Annotated in this window: 15 protein-coding genes; 1 reads left to right on the top strand and 14 read right to left on the bottom strand. The window is 45.7% G+C overall.

All coding sequences use genetic code 11. The features are described 5' to 3' along the window. Window position 1 precedes the first annotated feature (1 nt). From AC58QC_RS05315 to AC58QC_RS05255, 13 genes are all read right to left on the bottom strand, one after another. On the bottom strand, window positions 2–877 hold the full coding sequence (locus AC58QC_RS05315) for a M50 family metallopeptidase (RefSeq protein ID WP_497414165.1): 876 nt from the start codon (window positions 875–877) through the stop codon (window positions 2–4). Next, on the bottom strand, window positions 870–1,745 hold the full coding sequence (locus AC58QC_RS05310) for a peptidoglycan DD-metalloendopeptidase family protein (protein ID WP_497414164.1): 876 nt from the start codon (window positions 1,743–1,745) through the stop codon (window positions 870–872). Before AC58QC_RS05310 ends, AC58QC_RS05315 begins: the two co-directional genes overlap by 8 nt. 116 nt (window positions 1,746–1,861) lie before the next feature. Further along, window positions 1,862–7,840: an alpha-amylase family glycosyl hydrolase gene (locus tag AC58QC_RS05305; protein ID WP_497414163.1), complete on the bottom strand. Its 5,979-nt coding sequence runs from the start codon at window positions 7,838–7,840 to the stop codon at window positions 1,862–1,864. A 363-nt stretch (window positions 7,841–8,203) separates the two neighbouring features. Then, window positions 8,204–9,352, bottom strand: coding sequence for an FtsW/RodA/SpoVE family cell cycle protein (locus AC58QC_RS05300; protein ID WP_497414162.1), 1,149 nt, complete (start codon window positions 9,350–9,352; stop codon window positions 8,204–8,206). 7 nt (window positions 9,353–9,359) lie between these two features. Next, a complete protein-coding gene (gene minD / locus AC58QC_RS05295) occupies window positions 9,360–10,154 on the bottom strand; it encodes a septum site-determining protein MinD (protein ID WP_057311629.1) in 795 nt (264 codons plus the stop codon). 37 nt (window positions 10,155–10,191) lie between these two features. Next, complete coding sequence (gene minC / locus AC58QC_RS05290; RefSeq protein ID WP_497414161.1) at window positions 10,192–10,854, bottom strand: septum site-determining protein MinC; 663 nt, start codon at window positions 10,852–10,854, stop codon at window positions 10,192–10,194. Window positions 10,855–10,926: 72 nt separating this feature from the next. After that, entirely contained in the window at window positions 10,927–11,454 is a 528-nt protein-coding gene (gene mreD, locus AC58QC_RS05285; RefSeq protein ID WP_497414160.1) for a rod shape-determining protein MreD, read from the bottom strand. Between the two features lie 13 nt (window positions 11,455–11,467). Beyond that, window positions 11,468–12,331, bottom strand: coding sequence for a rod shape-determining protein MreC (mreC, locus tag AC58QC_RS05280; protein WP_497414159.1), 864 nt, complete (start codon window positions 12,329–12,331; stop codon window positions 11,468–11,470). A 21-nt stretch (window positions 12,332–12,352) separates the two neighbouring features. Continuing rightward, window positions 12,353–13,387, bottom strand: a complete 1,035-nt coding sequence (locus AC58QC_RS05275) for a rod shape-determining protein (protein ID WP_497414158.1) — start codon at window positions 13,385–13,387, stop codon at window positions 12,353–12,355. Window positions 13,388–13,423: 36 nt separating this feature from the next. Next, window positions 13,424–14,113: a RadC family protein gene (radC, locus tag AC58QC_RS05270; protein WP_497414157.1), complete on the bottom strand. Its 690-nt coding sequence runs from the start codon at window positions 14,111–14,113 to the stop codon at window positions 13,424–13,426. Window positions 14,114–14,224: 111 nt separating this feature from the next. Continuing rightward, on the bottom strand, window positions 14,225–14,674 hold the full coding sequence (locus tag AC58QC_RS05265) for an RrF2 family transcriptional regulator (RefSeq protein ID WP_497414156.1): 450 nt from the start codon (window positions 14,672–14,674) through the stop codon (window positions 14,225–14,227). Window positions 14,675–14,795: 121 nt separating this feature from the next. Further along, the gene (locus tag AC58QC_RS05260) at window positions 14,796–15,398 is read right to left on the bottom strand and encodes a Maf family protein (protein WP_497414155.1); all 603 of its coding nucleotides are present in this window, start codon (window positions 15,396–15,398) and stop codon (window positions 14,796–14,798) included. A 50-nt stretch (window positions 15,399–15,448) separates the two neighbouring features. Then, the gene (locus AC58QC_RS05255) at window positions 15,449–15,691 is read right to left on the bottom strand and encodes a DUF4321 domain-containing protein (protein ID WP_056610348.1); all 243 of its coding nucleotides are present in this window, start codon (window positions 15,689–15,691) and stop codon (window positions 15,449–15,451) included. Between the two features lie 164 nt (window positions 15,692–15,855). Between AC58QC_RS05255 and AC58QC_RS05250 the strand changes: the two genes are divergently transcribed. Then, window positions 15,856–17,091, top strand: coding sequence for an N-acetylmuramoyl-L-alanine amidase (locus AC58QC_RS05250; RefSeq protein WP_497414154.1), 1,236 nt, complete (start codon window positions 15,856–15,858; stop codon window positions 17,089–17,091). Between the two features lie 54 nt (window positions 17,092–17,145). Here the strand turns inward: AC58QC_RS05250 and AC58QC_RS05245 are convergent, their stop codons facing one another. Beyond that, window positions 17,146–18,471 (bottom strand): hypothetical protein, encoded by a 1,326-nt coding sequence (locus tag AC58QC_RS05245; protein ID WP_497414153.1) that lies wholly within the window; start codon window positions 18,469–18,471, stop codon window positions 17,146–17,148. Window positions 18,472–18,513 lie beyond the last annotated feature (42 nt).

Genomic DNA, 18,513 nt, shown 5'->3' with positions numbered 1-18,513 from the left:
TTTACATGAAAAGATCGGAAACTGCACTCCCCGGTTTTTTCCCATCTAAATAACCGCCGACGATTTGCTGCTCGGGCAACACAGCTTGGATGCGCCCTAGTTCGTTCACAACATAGATCAAGTGATATCTTTCTCGCATAAAAAGCTTCAGTGTCTCCGCCATCGTAAGCTGCTTCGTAATTACAATAGGCTGCGCTCTTGTACCGCGGCTCAACAGCTGCCCGACCCGAAAACCGCGCCCCATTAGAAAGCGAAGAAAGTGGTACGGTATTTGCTGGTAGGCATACCAATTTGATACAAGAAGAAACAAGCCAATAACAAGGATATTGATAGGAAGCTGACCTTGTACGAGCTGAATAATCGCCATAACGATGATCGAGAAGCTTATAATCATACTAATCCAAACAGAATAAAGAATCGTGTTATGGTACGACATGATATAGCCTAACAACCCTTGCATCACTTTTCCGCCATCTAGCGGCATCACGGGTATCAGATTGAATAAACCAATCATGAGATTTGCTTCAATGAAGTAGTCCCACCAGCTACCACTTCCGATATCCAATGACTTCATCAGCAGCGCCACTAAGATCATCCATACGTGCTGAAGAGGGCCCGCTAAAGCGACAATCAATTCCTCGCGTGTGGAAGTCGTTCCAAGTTCATCAACAATCAAAACACCACCGAAGGGAAGAAGCTGCACTTCCTGAACCCGCCAACCGAACCCTTTGGCCGCGGTTAAATGCCCGAGCTCATGAATGAGTACAATGCCAAACAAGGTGATTGCCTCTAGAAAATACCCTGTGAAGGCACAACCAATCATTATCAACGTAAATAATGGATGAAATCGGTATTTCGTCCCTGCCCATTTAATCAAAGGTGATCACACCCTCTGGGTTGATCGTCACGCCCTCTTTCATGACTGAAAAGTACAGCGTCCCTTTCGCTGGATCTTTAGCAGATGCCTTGCCGATGGGCTCCCCAACCTTCATCCAATCCCCTACGGATACACTTGCCTCACTAAGACCTCCATATAAGGACTCCAGTCCTCCCGGATGACGTATCATGATCGTTAACCCGGTATCCGCGGCTTTGCCTGAGAAAACGACCTGGCCTGTGTCCATCGCATACACCGGAGCATACTCAGCTGTGTTCAAATTGACTCCCTTATGGATGGCCCCATCGTATCTAATCACCACATTCCCTCTCGCTGGCGCGAACAACGTACGCTTCGAGGTACTTACGATAACAGCTTCATTTCCTGTACGGTTAAAGCTAGGAATGAAGGAAGGCGAGCCTCCGAACTTATCGGTATACCAAGCGGAAAAGGCCGTAAAGTCATATGACTGCGTAAGTGCTGCTGATATATACAGCTTTCCTTGGATTGCCCAAGGCTTGTCTAGCTGGAACATGCCATAAACAGCCGCAAATATCACGCCGCTGATAAGCAGCTTGAATGCGATTTTCCGCGGAGACGGAGGTGTGAACAACCCTCTTTCAGTATCATCATGAGCTGTATCCATCATGAGCTTCTGTCTCCAAGCAAACTCAGGGTCCTCCATCCTCCTTCTCCAATCAGGATCCGCATGTAGCGGCATTTCGTTATTCTGACGTGAAGGCAAGAGGAATTCGGCCGACTGAGAGGATCTAAGCGAACTTCCATTCCCGAGTGTTGCTTCCGACGATTCCCGCAAATGGCGAAGTCGTTCTAGTCGGCGCTGCTTGACTTTATCTTTTATAACCATAGAATCCCCCTCCTTATAAAGTTTCATTAATACAGCCTATGTGTGTATGGACAAGATTATGTGATTGTTGTGACGTATAACAAAACAAGCCGCCTCACGGCAGCTTGTTAGTAATCCTAGTGTTGCAGCAAATTATATATGACCTGTGCGCTTTCTGCTCGAGTCGTAAATCCTTGTGGAACAAATGTTGAATTCTCTCTTCCATGCACGAGTTCCAAAGATACAGCAGTCTGAACAATGCTTAGCGCCCAAGGGCTTATGGCACTTTCATCTTTGAAAGTTGTCTTTGTACTTGGCAATGAAGGCTTAGCGCTTCCATACTTCACTTCGTACGCACGCACGATCATGACAGCCATTTCTTCACGTGTAATAGATGCATCCGGTGCAAAATGGTGCTCATCACGTCCTGTGACGATGCCTAGGTTAAATGCTGTTGCAACAGCTTCCGCATACCAAGCATCTTCTTGGATATCCGCGAAAGGCTGTACACCTACAGCCTCTTTCCCCAGCGCTCTTACAAGCATCGCAGCGAATTGCGCTCTAGACACTTGATTTTCGGGAGCAAATACGGAGTCTGTCATCCCTTCCACGATATGTTTGGCACTTAATTCTCTAATGACAGAGAAAGCCCAATGATCTGCGGCGACATCTGCATAGACTTTAGCTACTTGAAGAGCTGCATATTGACTAAAGTGATTCACATTAACAGTCAGCGTGTCGCCTTGAATCATTCCACCAAAAAATTCGAGCGTACCATTATCAGTTATATAATAAGCAGCTGTAAGCTTAGGGTCTACACCAGGTAGGAGCTTGAATGTTAACGTAATTGGTTTATTAAATTGACGCAGGGTATAAACCTTATCCTCTTTCGTTACGATTGAAAGCGTGAATTCATAAGCCTCACTGGCGAGGCTTATCCCCTCATGTGATGACAACTTCTCTTTGTCTTCCTTGCTTACAAGAGCAGCCTGCAAGTGGATCTGCGAATCCTTCAATAATGCTACAGGAACCAGTCCTTGTACAGCTTCCAAGACCTCAGAGGGCAATGTAACAGACATGTTCTCATTACTAATCGTGATAGGAACATCTCCTAAATCATTCACAACATCAATTGGAATCCTAATCCCATTGTGCTCCTGATCCAATCCTACGGTGAAACTGCCGTCGGCATTTTTCTTGAAATCGTCGGAGGTAACAAGCTGAACCGGATTTTCGACTGGTAAATCTGAAGGTAACGACGGCGAATCTGTCGGTGTCGGTGTCGGTCTCGGTGTCGGTGTTGAATCCACACTCGTCCGAGTCACAGTAATCTTTAATGTCTTAGTCGCTTGTCCCTTCCTACCCTTGTCCTCGTACCAAGGTTGGTTCAATGTTTCCTCACTTGGTTCGATATGGAGTACAAACTCATTTATACCTGGTTTTAAAGCTATCTCGTTCAACTCAACATTTCCGAAAGCATCCATACTTCCCGTAGGAATCGGTACGCCGTTCAACGTAAAGTTGACGCCATATGGAACAACAGCCTTAAGATTCATCGAGCTGTCTGCCGTGGAATACACGATATCATCACCGAATGAAATGCGCGGCATCGAGATGGACATCGGCATATCAACCCATCGAAGCACGTAATCTTCAACTACCATTTTGTTATCAGCTTGGTTCTTAATGGTCAGCTGCATGTTCGTATTCTCTGAGCTATACGCCCAATTACCGTAATCCACAGTATCATTAACTTGACGTGTATGACTTGTAAATGCTTCTCTATTCCAATCTCCACGTGTGTACTTATACTGAATGGACTTGCCAGCCATCATCTTGAAGCTGTACTCCACAACACGACGATCCGTTGCACCGCTAGGCACATGCAGTTGGTTCCCGCTTGCATTCCAACCGTTAAAATCGCCGGCGATGTAAATATCATCCGTAGATGGCGTATAGTCTGGAAGACGCAGTCTCAGCAGCACATCCACCATAACCAGTTTGGGCATAACAACCTGTTCCCCTGAAAAAGCACGATTATAGCCAGCGTCAAAAGCAGCGACCACATACGTATAGGCCGTATCGTTACTCACTGCATAGTCAACAAAGGACAATTGAGAGGATGGGATTGAGGCAATTTTATGGTAAGTAGCCTCTGTAACCGTCTTTTTATACACTTCATAGCCCATAACGGATTCATCCGTCAACGTCCAGTTAAGCTGCACGCGATTAGACTCAACTGTAATATTGGAAAGTCTTGGAGCACCCGGTGGTATTTGATCATCCTTATTGGCATTTACCTGTAAGGTTACTAGGGATGACTGCGTATAATGTTCCCCATTATCCATAGAGGCTTTCACGAAATAATGATAGAAACCAGGCTCAGTCGGCTCAAAAGCAGCCCCATACACCTTACGTCCAGAAGAATCCGAGTCATACCGAAGCTTTGTTTCTTGTGCGAAAGCAGGATCTGACCCTTGCTTATAATAAACTAAGCTTGCCAACAGATTTGCTGCTTCTTTGCCGTCATAGGACGGATTATTCGTTACCCCATCTACACCAATCTCAACCGTGATTTTCCCTACTTTATGACCTACTTGCAAATATACCGCATCCGTAACCGAAGAAGGTGCTCCCAAATAGCTGATTGGGAAGGCCGGAGTTGCTGAAACCATATCGCTTAAAAAGCTCTCTCCGCTGCCTTTTGTCGCAGTAACGGCGTAATAGTATTTCGTCCCGTTAACAATCGTTGAATCTACAAAGGACGTTGTGGACGTTGTGCCAACTAACGTCACTTGACCACCCTCGATCGCCGCACGATAAACATGATAGCCTTCTGCTCCTGAAACAGCATCCCACGTCACGTCTACTCGATGATTTCCTCCGATAGCTAAACTATTCGTCACTTGAGGAACAAGCTGCAAGTCTACCGTGGACACCATCATGAGCCCCGTCTGACCGGGAATCGTTAGCTCAATTTGTCCATTCACAACAGTCCCTTGCACTTGACCATAGAGTTGATCGACTAGCGATAATCCCTCAGGGAGGAATCCAGCAACATTCGCATGTATGGTTTTGGCATCGGTGTTGCGATTAATGACGAGTAAAGCACCTTTTTCCTCATTTTTGCGAGCATAGACAATGACATCCTCCTGCGCATAAGCAGCTTGGATATCTCCCGTACGGAATACAGAATTCGCATTGCGTATCGCAGCCGCTTTTTGATACACATCTAAAATGCCCGCATATTGCCCATTCCCTGTATAGGTTCCGTTGACTTGTTTCGTTACGCGTTCCCAAGGAAACGTTCTACGTGAATCCGGATCTTTCGTGCCGGTTACCCCAACTTCATCTCCATAATAAATCGTCGGCGCACCAGGATACCCCATTTGGAAAATCGCCGTAAGCTCTTGCAGCTTCAACGCTCGCGCGCTGGCGTCTGGAGCCATCTGAAGATGTTCTTCTTCCCATTCCGGATGATCGTAGATTGTCGCTGAACGCGTTGTATCATGCGAATCAACAAGATTGAGCATCGCTTGCCAAGCTTCTTTAGGATAATCTTCACGCACAGACTCCAACTGCACATTCAGTCCGCTGCTATTTCCTGCAATCATGAAGCTTTGAATCGCTCTACGGAAACGGTAATTCATCACAGAATCAAATTGATCACCTAGCAAGAACCGCGTGGCAACTCCCCACTCTTCACCTAAAATGACCGGATCTTCAATAAGCTCTCCATTACCGTCCGTAAACCCTTTGGTCGATTTCACAGCTTCCCGAAACTTCTGCCATGTACCGCTGGACACATCAGGAGCCACATCCAGGCGCCAGCCGTTCGCCCCCATCCACAGCCATCGCTGTGAGTTCGCGGCTTGCATCTCTTTTTGCGCATCGGCAGGACTAAGCCCTGATACATCATGACCAATCACCATATCGCGATAGTCGATATTGTTCCACTCATGCTGACCTGGAAGCGACATCGTGTCCGCTGGCAGTAATTCTGTCGCCGCCGTTTGCGGCTCCTTCGCATCCATCACCGGCAGCGAATCGTAACCCCACCACGCGTCATACTTGTAATGAAGTTTGTCCCCGTCTCTATCTTTGACCTTTTCATTCAAGACGGTGAACCAGGTCGTATATTTGAAGTCCTCTGGATATTGATAATGTTGACCCGTCATCGGATTAATTTGTGAAGTGAAGACGAGCTTAATTGCATCCTCCGCTTGCTGCTTTGTTTCATTCGTCGCTTTCATACGGTCATAAACCTTCGCCCAATACTCATAAGCGCCAATTTCGGGATATTTCTCATATCGGTCAAAATAAATCGAATCATCCCCTACATGATTGAATACCCCATCATTTATGACCTTAATGCCTACTGCTTTCGCGGCCTTCGTGAAAGTTAAAAACGCTTCATCCGATGCTTCGCGTGTTTTCGTATAATCTAATCCTGAGGTAGGATCATTAGGCTTATTGTAGACAGGGACTCCGAACATCGGATCCAAATGCTTATAATCCGTGGCGTCATATTTATGATTGGAGGCTGCCCAAGAAACAGGATTCAAATAAACAGCTGTGATGCCTAACGCTTTGAGATAGCCTAGCTTTTGTTGAATCCCTTGAATATCACCGCCATAAAATTCATTCGTCCATGCGCCATCTGTTTCGGCGTCTGGAAAATATGGTGAATTGACCGGTGTCTTCCGATCTGGATTCTCGGGCATATCGCCCCATGTTCCCCATACCTGATTGCCAGCAGGGTCCCCCGGTACGCCGCCATCGAAATATTGCAGCTTTTGCCCGCCCTTGGAAGTGGCATATTGACTTTCCAAAGCGCCTCTTGCACCATCTTCCAGCTTAGCTCGGTTATTATCCGAATTACCATCGAAGAAACGATCAGGGAAAATTTGATACACAACTGCATTTTTCATCCAATCCGGTGTCTTGTAATTCGGATCATAAACGGTCAGATTATAGGGTAATGCTCCCTCATCACTCGTGCTGCCCGTAGCACCGCTGGAACCATCATCGCCGTATTCGATCTTCGTGACCCCATCCACCAGAATAAATTTGTAGCCCCAGATCCCTATTTTCCCTGCAAACGTACTCTTCGGAATAAGGACTTCGAAATAATCTTTGTCCTCAACCGTTGTCGCCTTCTTCATCATAAAAGCATTAGAAAGACCGTCAGGTGCTGTCAGCTCAGCTTTAGCAAATTGCACATCACCCTTGTTCGCTGAAATCCGCAGCGTTACGTCCTCTTCGCCAGCTTTGATAGCACCAAAAGGCTTCTTATAGGTGATGGATCGGCTGTCAAAAGCTATACCATCCTTCTTAATTTGCCCATCGAACACGTTATCCTTTGCTATGTAATCATGGGAGAGCAGCTTCGTGCCAGCCGAATAATCGATTGAAAATGTCACGTTCGCCTCATCTAACGTTACAAGCTTGAGATTCCCGTCAACACCCCCATAATCATTCCCGTTCCAGTCATCGGAAAACGTAACTTTCGCTTCATAACTTCCCGGTGGAACCGTTCGCTGCAGCTTATAAACAGTACCATCGAGGTTATAATCCACGAAGAATTGCGCCGCTTGATTAGGTGCCCATTCTGGTTCGCCAAACAATTTTTGAATGGAGCCAACTAATCTAGGCCACTGATTATTCGCCTTTTGCGGCACATATTGTTCCAAGCCATGAACACCAGGGATTGAGATTTTCGCCTTATTCAACAACTCGTTGATATAAAACTTAACCTTGGTCGCGTTAGCCAAATCAAAGGCGAAATTGTTTCCGTTATCACTGAAGCCTTCCCATGTCCCATTTTTTACAAACTTAAATTCATAATGACCTGGCTCAAAATCATGCGAAAACTCATAGTAATCACCAACAACATGCTTTATCTTCGTGTCAGGATTCTGATTGTTCCAGCCTTGAAAGCTGCCGGCCAAATACCATTGCGTATTTCCACCTGGTTGTTCAATACCTGTTTCTACAGAAATCTCCGCAGCATACGATTTTGGCGGAAATAAACTGACCATCAGCTGCAACATAAGCAGCATTGCAGTAACAAGAGCCATATATGACAAGCTCCTCCGGAATGATGATACCTTCATGATTGCAATTCCTCCTTGTAATTGTAGTGCAAACGTTTGCGCAATTAGCAGGAATAGACCTACCTATTTGAACGCAAATACCCCGTCATCTCACACAAGAGATAACGGGGTTGTTCCAGGCGGAGACTCCGTCCGGAAAGCATTGCCCTTAGGTTTTAAAAGCATTTCAAAGATGTATTTGTAAATAACTATATTTTGAAAACGCTTTATTGTCAATCGGCATTCTTGAAAATGTACCTTTTCAAAATTCCAGAGAAGTGCAAACGACTAATTTTGCGCAAATTCTTTCTCTCATTTTGTGCAACTGACATGAAATGAAAAAGTCCGCGCCCCAGAAAGGGACACGGACTTTTCATGAATACTTTAAAATAATTCGGGGGCACGCTCTTGATGCAGCTTCACACTCATGACTAAGCCAAGTGAAAGCATATTGATCAGGAGCGACGTTCCCCCATAGCTCACAAATGGGAGCGTAATACCGGTCAACGGCATAATACCGATCATCATACCGACATTTTCAAATATTTGAAACACGAACATGGATACAACGCCAACGACGATATAAGCTCCACCCAGTTGAGAACTTTGGATAGAGATCAGAATCATCCGATAGATAAGCAAGAAATAAATAAGCAATAAAACAGCAGATCCACGAAAGCCAAACTCTTCTCCAACGACAACGAAGATCGAATCGGAATAGGCGAAGGGGATAAAGTTACTATGCACGGAAGTCCCCTGCAAGAAGCCCTCTCCTTCTAAGCCTCCCGAACCAATGGCCCTAACTGCGTTACGGACCTGATAATTATCATCATCCGACACTTCTGACGGATAGAGGAACGTATCAATCCGATCCATCCAGTGGCTGAAGCCATAGCCCTTGAGCATCTCGAACAAGCTATCATGAAAATGTTTATATAGTGTAAGCGTCAGGAAGCCTACCCCGACCACGACAAGGATACTAATCAAGACTTGCGAATATTTGATATTCCCGATCCATAGCATCCCTAACAAAATAATAATAAAAATGATCGCATTCCCTAAATCCGGCTGGATGAGCACAAGACCGAATGGGATTAGAACGGCTATCCCTACAGGAATAATATCATTTTTAACTAGCAGCAGGTCTCCTCCGCGTTTGGCAAGAAGCGCTGTAATACAAATGATCAGGATCAGCTTGACGAGCTCCGCAGGTTGAAAAGTCAAACCACCGGGGAGCTCAAACCAGCCGCGTGCACCATGGATTTTTTTACCGAAAAAATAAACAGCAATCAACGACACAATCCCAATCCCATACAAGTACGGTGCAATCCGAATAAGAACACGATAATCGAATAAACTACAGGCAAGAAAAGCGATTAACCCTACCGCATATAAGACCAGAATTTTCGTAATACTGATATTAATCGTCGGATGATCGATTGATGAACTGTAGACCAACATTGTGCTTATAACCATAAAAGCGAACAGAATGACAACTATTGGAATATCAATGTTTTTCAGTTTGGCAAACACAGAACAATCATCCTATTCCAATAAACTTTTTCATTCGTTTTACCCAACCGGTTTTATCCTCAAGCTGCATGAGCGGCACCGTATCCCCAACAATACGCCGGGCAATATTCCGATAGGCGATGGCTGCGCGCGATGAAGGATTCATCACTGTTGGCTCTCCTAAATTAGCAGCCTTAATGACATGCTCATCATCTGGGACAATCCCTAACAAATCAATAGCAAGTACCGAACAGATTTCATCGATATCCAGCATCTCGCCTTTTTTCACCATTTGAGGACGAATACGATTAATCACAAGCTTCGGTGAAGATATTTTCTCATTTTCCAACAAGCCTATAATCCGATCTGCATCACGCACAGCTGCATTTTCCGGTGTCGTCACGACAATCGCTTTGTCGGCGCCTGCAACCGCGTTTTTGAAGCCCTGCTCAATCCCTGCCGGACAGTCAATAATGACGTACTCGAAATCATTTTTGAGTTCTAAAATAATCGTCCGCACCTGCTCCGGAGACACAGCATGCTTGTCTTTCGTTTGCGCGGCTGGCAACAAATACAGTTCATCAAACCGCTTATCTTTAATTAATGCCTGTGGCAATCGGCAGCGTCCTTCCGCAACGTCCACAAGATCGTAGATAATCCGATTCTCCAACCCCATAACCACATCCAGATTACGTAAACCAATATCCGTATCCACCATGCATACTTTCTTCCCAAGAAGTGCAAGTGCAGTCCCCAGATTAGCGGAAGTCGTCGTTTTACCAACGCCGCCTTTACCTGAGGTGACAACGATAGCCTCTCCCATATTCCTCACCCCAGACACAGTTTTTTAATGATCAAAATCACGATTTGACAGGAGCATCCGGCCATATCCGATGAAGCTGATGCAGCTTATCGATTTCCATTTTACCTTCTTTGACATAAGCAAATTCCATGAATGCCTCTTCGATTCCCCATTCATCGGGAGAACGGCTGATTACGCCGGCAATTCGTAATTGTGTAGGACGCATATGAGAAGCAGCAATGATCGCTTTCTCATCCCCTTCTGACCCCGCATGAGCCATTCCGCGAAGTGAACCCATTATGTAAATGTTCCCTGTGCAGGTTATAATTCCGCCTGGGTTAACATCACCTAAATAAAGTAAATCACCTTCGTTATGAAGGGTTTGTCCTGAACGAATCATCCCTCTTAGCGTAGTCATCGAGGCCTTGGGCTCTGGTGGAGCTTCGATCTTAGGCGGTTCACTTTCGATCGATTGAATCAAGAGATTCCCTTTCTGCTTAATGACAGCTCGAATCTCTTCCTTCTGCTCGTCCGTGGCCTCACGGGTGCCCAATTTGACATTCACATGAATAATTGGACCCGTTAATATTTGTTGATGCGTTTTCTCAAGCTTATGTTGCAGCTCTTGCAACAGGTCTTGCCAATCGCATGCGTCATTTAGTAAAAAAACTAGGCCATCTTTGACCCCTTTTATCATCACATGGTGCTTCGCTACAGACATAATGGCATGACGACCTCCCAACCTATACATTTCGGCCCTTGTTCTAATTTCTCCTGCTTATCGCCTGGAATATTAATCTTCCTTCGCTGAAGCTGCAAGTCGCTTTCCTTCAAGCAGTTTACGAATGGGAACGTAGCAAATCAAGGCCACAAGTAAATTAAATAGAACACTTGGGAGCATGTAGTGGGTGAGAGCAAAATTTAAATCAATCGCAATCAGCTTGAATAACCGATTGATCCCATAATTGAGAAACTCAAAAATTAACAACCCTAAGCTCGTTATGAGCAAGTTGTAAAAAATTAAATTAGGCTGCTTACGCTGTGCTAGCCCAGCCAAATACCCTACGAGCCCCATGCTGAAGGAGTATACGCCAAGCATGGCTCCATAATAGGTGAAATCGTGTAATAGTCCAAAGATAAGTCCATATAGTAAAGCCGCATGACGATGATGAAAAAGTCCAATAAACATGATGAAAACCAAGGTTAAGTGCGGTGTTACAAAAACGATCGATTGCCATGAGGCTGGCAACAGCCATACTACTAAGCTGCCTTGAAGGATAAACAATCCGAACAGGATGAGCCATAAGACTTGTCTATTCATTTGTCGGCTCACCTCATTTCACTTCCGGAACTTCGACGACGAACACTTCACGGATTCGATTAAAGGATGCTCTCGGCTTCACCATTACCTTGTAGGTAATGCCGAATTCTCCAGGTCCGATGGATGAGATCGTTCCTACTTCTATCCCTTTAGGGAAAACCTGGCCCAAGCCTGACGTAATAATCGTATCGCCGACCTTCATGTCGTCCGCATGTTCGACCTTATTCATCACCAGCTCACCTACTTTGGGATCATACGTTTCGATCATCCCAAATGGCTGAGTCTCGTTTCCTTTGACTGTGACGGCAATCGCTTTCGAGTTGTTATCGGTATCATTGGTCTCGGTTAGAAGCTGTACATTGGAGTGAAACCCGAATACTTTACTTACTCTTCCTACTAAGCCATCAACCGTCATGACCGCCATGTTCTCCTTAATCCCGTCTTTATCACCCAAATTAATCGTTACGGTGCTATTGTACGGGTCTGGATCAATAGTGACGACCTCTGCAATGCGATACGTATAATTGTTAGCTTCACGCTGACGCTCTGTGAAGCCAAGTGACTCCATGAGCCGTTTGTTTTGTGATTCAAGCTCGTTCAACCGCTGTGTATCTCGCGCGTACTGCGTGAGCGTCAGCTTTAATGTTTTGTTTTCTTCATAAATGACTCGCAGCTGTCTAATATCTTCGAAGAAACCCGCTACCTGCGCAGCGGGCTTATACAAGAGTCCTTGCGTCCATGAAACTGAATCTTTGACAAATTTCTCAGGCCAAGTCATTGGCCCTCGATTCCCTAGTGTTAGTCCCATTAGAATAAAGAAACAGACTAAACCGGACATAAGAAAAATGAGTCGTTTATTTCCCATGAATTTAAACAAATTAGCACCTTCTAACGAAAATTAACCCTTATACCTCGAACCAGATCCTGATTTGTTTTTAAATAAATGAATATTTTCTAAAGCGCGGCCCGTTCCAATTGCAACGCAATCCAACGGATTTTCAGCAACCATAACGGGCATCCCCGTTTCTCTAGCTAGAAGACGGTCCAGATTGCGGAGCAATCCGCCTCCTCCAGTCAACACAATACCGCGATCCATAATATCCGCAGATAGCTCTGGCGGGCATTTCTCAAGCGTAACCTTCACGGCGTCCACAATAGCACTTACCGTGTCAGACAATGATTCTGTAATCTCGACCGAGGTTACACTCATTGTTTTCGGTAAACCGCTAACAAGGTCACGACCACGAATTTCAAGCGATTCCGCTTTTTCTGTATTTAGAGCAGAACCAATCTCGATCTTCAGCGTTTCCGCAGTTCGTTCACCGATCATGAGATTATACGTACGTTTAATGTATTGAATAATGGCTTCATCCATTTCATCGCCAGCAATACGAATGGATCGGCTGGTTACAATTCCGCCAAGTGAGATAACAGCAACCTCTGTCGTTCCCCCGCCAATATCCACCACCATGCTTCCTGTTGGCTCCCAGACTGGTAGATCCGCTCCGATGGCAGCAGCGAACGGCTCCTCGATTGTGTAAGCTTCTCTTGCTCCAGCTTGCTTCGTTGCATCTTCAACAGCACGCTTTTCTACAGCTGTAATTCCGGACGGCACACACACCATGACATTCGGGTGACGCGGAAATAACCAGCGCTGCTTCTGCGCTTGTCGAATAAAGTAACGAATCATGGTTGCTGTCGTGTCGAAATCGGCAATAACGCCATCTTTCATCGGGCGTACTGCACGGATATTCCCAGGTGTACGACCAATCATTTTCTTAGCAGATTCACCCACCGCTTCAATTGTTTTCGTATCTGTACGAAGGGCAACCACTGAAGGCTCCCTAACGATAATTCCTCTGCCTTTCACATACACCAGTGTATTCGCGGTACCCAAATCAATCCCAAGATCTTTCGTAAAACCACCAAACATAAAAACGGCTCCTTTCCTGTTGCGTGTTCTATTATATTACATAAAGCCTTGTTCCTTCAAACTTATAAATCTCTGATCTCCAATGATAACATGATCTAACACTTCAATACCAATTATTGCTCCAGCTTCTACTAATCGCCCTGTCAGACTAATATCTTCCGGACTTGGGGTGGGATCTCCACTTGGATGGTTATGTACACAGATAATTGAAGCACTACTCCGTTTAATGGCTGCTCGGAACACTTCCCTAGGGTGAACAATGGAAGCGTTCAAACTGCCCATCGATAAGGTTTCTTGCGCAAGGACATGATTTTTGGTATTTAGAAACAAGCAAACGAAATGCTCCTTTTGTAAATACCGAAGATCCTCGCTCATTAAATTTGCGATATCTTTGGGAGAACGAATCGTGATTCGCTCCTCGTATGAGCTTTTGGCCAGCCTGCGACCTAGCTCAATACCCGCCAGAATTTGAAGTGCCTTCGCATCACCAATGCCTTTGATTTGTGTTAGCTGGTCCTTGCTCATATCGACAAGGCTGCGCAGCCCGCCGCTTTCACTTAGAATCCGGCTTGCCAAATGAATGGCTGATTCCGCTACTGTCCCAGTTCTTAATAAGATTGCTAGCAACTCAGCATGACTTAAGGCCCCCGCCCCCAGTTGGAGCATTCGCTCCCGCGGTCTTTCTTCGATCGGAACTTCTCGCAGCATTAAGCTTGAGCTTTCCATGTTTTCCCCTCTTCCGTAATGTAGGTTATGTTACTTATTGCTATCCCATGCATGCAGGTGCAAACCCCTAAAGACAACATAAAACCCCCGGATTATAAGATCCGAGGGCTTCTAGGATAGAGATTCTGTATTCGATTTGGGACATTCTAAATTCCTTATTTGTTCAAGCATGCTGCCTATCGTATGACCTTCGAAGTAATTTTCCATTTGCTTCTCAGCATCAGTGAACACCTTACTCATCAGTCGATCCATTTTGGATGAAATCATACAAGGTTTGGACTCATCACCAGAGCACCAACTTGGCTTCAACGTTCCTTGGCATGTTAAACGGTAAATCTCCCCGAGTGTGACTTCCTCAGGCTTACAACTCAAAATAAAACCGCCGCCAATGCCTTCCTTCGTAGACACATAGCCTGCTTTTCGCAGAAAACCCATGACCTTACGAATTCGTGCAGAATGAGTAGACACATTTGCTGCAATTTCTTCGCTAGTTGCCATATGATCCGGCAAGTGGGCTAACAGAACGAGGCTGTGGACGGCAATTGTAAATTCGCTGTTCATGGTAGATACCTCCCAGAAGAATGCGAAGTCATGTCGCTTACTGTCATTGTAACCGTTACAGATTGCTCAGTCAATCTCATAACCCAAATTTGGACTAGAATGGATAGGCTTGGGAATCAGTTTACAGAACTTGAACATCGAACGTAAGAAGTAAATCACTCAGCAAAGAAAGCGGGAGTCCAACAACCGTGAAATAATCCCCTTCGATCCCACTGATGATCGTTGCCCCAATCCCTTGAATGGCGTAAGAGCCCGCTTTATCTTTCGGTTCCCCTGTAGCAATATAGCGCTTAATCTGCTCGTCAGACATCGGCTTCATTCTCACGTGGGTCACGCTATGTGAGACAACTTGTTGACCCGTTGCTGCATCCACACAGGCCACGCCACTATATACCTGATGTGTATTACCCTGGAGTCCTTTCAGCATCCGGAAGGCATCTTGTTCATCAACCGGTTTGCCAAGCACTTCCTCCTTACTAACAACAACCGTATCCGATCCAATGATAATGCCGTATTTATCTTGCTCTTCTAGCATTTCTCTAACTGTAGAGGCTTTGCGCAAAGAAAGCACCTCGACGAGTTCAGATGGCGTTATTTTTTGTTCGACGGTCTCATCCGCGTCACTCACCCGAATAATATAGGGTAGTCCGAACGATTGGATGAGCTCCTGCCTCCGCGGCGACGAAGAAGCAAGAATAAGTCTTTGATGTTCTGTGGTTTGCACTATCAACAGCTCCTAACTGATAATCCTACGGTTTGAAGTTCATAAACTTACTAAAGTTTCCGATAAAGGAGATAGGCTCCTACTAATCCAATAATACTGCATAGGTTTAGCTTCACCAAAAGATGAAATTCATATTTCACAACTTGCAAATCCGCTTTAGGCTCCCATGAAATTTGTACTGATTTGGTTAGAAATGCGAGAGCAGGAACGGGCGCCAGCAGCTGGCCGATAATAATCCCAGTAATTAACCCGACGATTAGAAAAATGATCAATGTGAACGTGCTTTTTTTCATTCCTGTCATCCTCTCTATGTATGTACAAGCCTATTATAAGGGGAATCACCTCTTTTTTCCATGAAAAATAAGAAGTTGCGCCGTTGAAGCCATCAATGGTGATTCTTTCCTGCTTACAGCTTAGACCAATCCTAGTAAGATAGTTACCGGAGGTAATTTCAACTATGACTCTACTCAAAAGACTTATTCTGTTCACTTTATTACTCACAATTGCGTTTCCCTATCATGCATTCGCTTACAAGGTGGTGCTAGATCCAGGGCATGGCGGTAGTGATCCTGGTGCAACTGGTGTTGGCGGTCTCCGTGAAACAGATGTCAATCTGGACATCACGCTAAAAGTACGTCAAGCGCTGCTTGATCGAGGTTATGAGGTCATCTTAACGCGCACCAATGACACTTTCTTGTCACTCGCTCAGCGAGTTGAATTCGCGAACGAGCAGCAAGCTGATTTGTTCGTATCCATTCACGCCAATGCACATTCGAGCAGCAAGGCCAATGGCACCATGGTGCTCTACTATGACAACGCCTACCCGCAAGAAGATTATCCAGCAAGCAGCGCAATGACCAAATTAACGCCTTACAGTAAAGATTTAGCTCAGCGTGTTCAGGACGCTTTACTTGCTCAGTCAGGTACCAAAGACTTAGGTCTGACTCCGAGCGCAGTTTATGTGGCCCGAATGGGAACAATTCCGAGCATACTAGTAGAGACCGCCTTTCTCACGAATAAAAGTGATGCAGCATTGCTAGCTAGCGATGCCATGCGTTCCAAAATGGCGATCGGAATCGCCAATGGAATTAGTGCTTATGAACCGCCGCTTTTTACCGATGTGCTGGTTCATTGGTCTAGACCTGCCGTTCTACGCATGAAAAATAAAGAAATTATCGAAGGCGTAGGTAATAACTATGAGCCTGACCGCGCGCTAACGAGAGCAGAATTCCTAACTCTGATGGATCGCGTATTCTCGTTCGACAAACTACCGGCCGCCTGTTCCTCTACTGGAAGTGTAACTACTAATGTTTATGGATGCGGGACTGGACCTGCTGTTAAAAGTTACTCTGACTTACCTGCTTCACATTGGGCTAATGCCGTTTTCACCAAAGCTGGGAAGTTAAACCTCCTTCAAGGCTACGCAGATGGGACAATTCGTCCCAATCAGGCGATTACACGCGGGGAAGTTGCTTATTTATTCAATCAGCTTCTGCAGATGACTTCACCAACCAAACAATCAACAGATACATCAGCATTCGATGATGTACCCAAATCGCTTTGGAGTGCTTCAGCAATTAACACGTTGAAAGAGAAAGGCATCATTAACGGCATAACGGACTCTTCCTTTATGCCGGATCAAACGATGACAAGGGCTGAAATTGCAGCCCTGCTCGATCGATACGTCAAATAAGATAAAGCCGTGTATCTCAACTCCGAAAAAGAGTTCAGGTACACGGCTTTTCTGTTAAGCGACAGTAATTATTTTGAGCAGCTCTTTCTGAGCAATAATATACTGCATCAAGGAGGATTGTGCTTGCCACATCAAGGCTTGAGATGGCGTTTTCTTGTACTCTTCCATAGATTGTACAGCACGATTGATCGCTGTAGTCATCTTAAGCAGCGGCTGCTTTACATCATCACCCGCTCCGTCGGTAAGTCCTGTACCGAGCGTAATGAGGGCCTGATGCGAAGTACGGATCGTCTGTAACGATGCATCTGTAAGTGCAGTTGGCTTCGTCTCTGCCAGATGGATCAGTGTCAATCCGCTAATCGTATTCACCAGCTTATCGCCATCAGCAATGTAATTGGCCACTGACTCTGGCTTTGCGCCAGACCAACGAATGCCAGTTACCGCTGGGAAATCCACGTTTTTCATAAAGACCTCAATCGTTTTATCCGTTGCTAGCACACCTTGTCTCAGCGCAATCGCATCATCCTTCGTCTTAGCAAAGCCAACAAACACAGTAAGCTTATCGGAGTTGTCCATCGCTGACGCAAGCCCCTTCTTACTCAGCGAATCCTGAGCCGCCTGAGCGCCCTGTAGGGAACTAAACACACCATTTTGCAAGAAGGTATAGGACTTCGCAGGAATTTGCACAGGTGTGACAGCTACTGTCGCTGCAGGTAGAGCAACTTCCCCAACGCCAGTTTGTGTCTTGGTAGTTGATCCCGCTGCCTGTGTGTTCGGCGAAGGTACTGTTATTTTCGTCGGATTCGAAGTCGCGACACTTGTATCTCGATCCGATGAGAACATGGAAAGGACGAAGAAACCGAACGCGATACCGGTTACTACCGCACCTGCCACGGATGTTGCAATACGTATCCAAGGGGTGCTTGACGATTTGGCATAACGAGCTCCTGTTCCTGACTCTCTGTATGGCTCCCTCGATGTCCAGCTCGACCAGTCATCCCGATTATCGGGAGGCTCCACATCGTTTCGGACTGGAGATGGTTTTGGGGAATTCTGCTGCTCTCTGGAAATCTGCGTTTCACGAATAATCCGTTCTACACGCTCTCCTTCCGATTCGATCGGACTATTCCAATTCCCAAAATCCGTCGTAAACGTATTCAGCGCATGAGGTTCAAATAATGATTCCACTTGCTCCCTCTCTGCTTGCTCGTAAGGCGTAACCTCTTTCGGACTGCGATCCAGCTTCGTGTCTATAACTTTAAACTCTTCTTGATAGAGTGGGATTACATTCTCCTCTTGATCATGAACCCGTGCCGCTCTGCGTGTTGATTCTGCCCCCTCCTTGGGGTCGAATCGATAAGTGATTCTAGCTTTTTTCATTCTCTTCCCACACTCCTCATCCCATGTATGTTGGAAACAGGC

The sequence above is a fragment of the Paenibacillus sp. J22P51 genome, from assembly GCF_059692215.1.
Note: the sequence above shows the minus strand (reverse complement) of the source record. Positions and strands in the feature narration are given on the sequence as shown.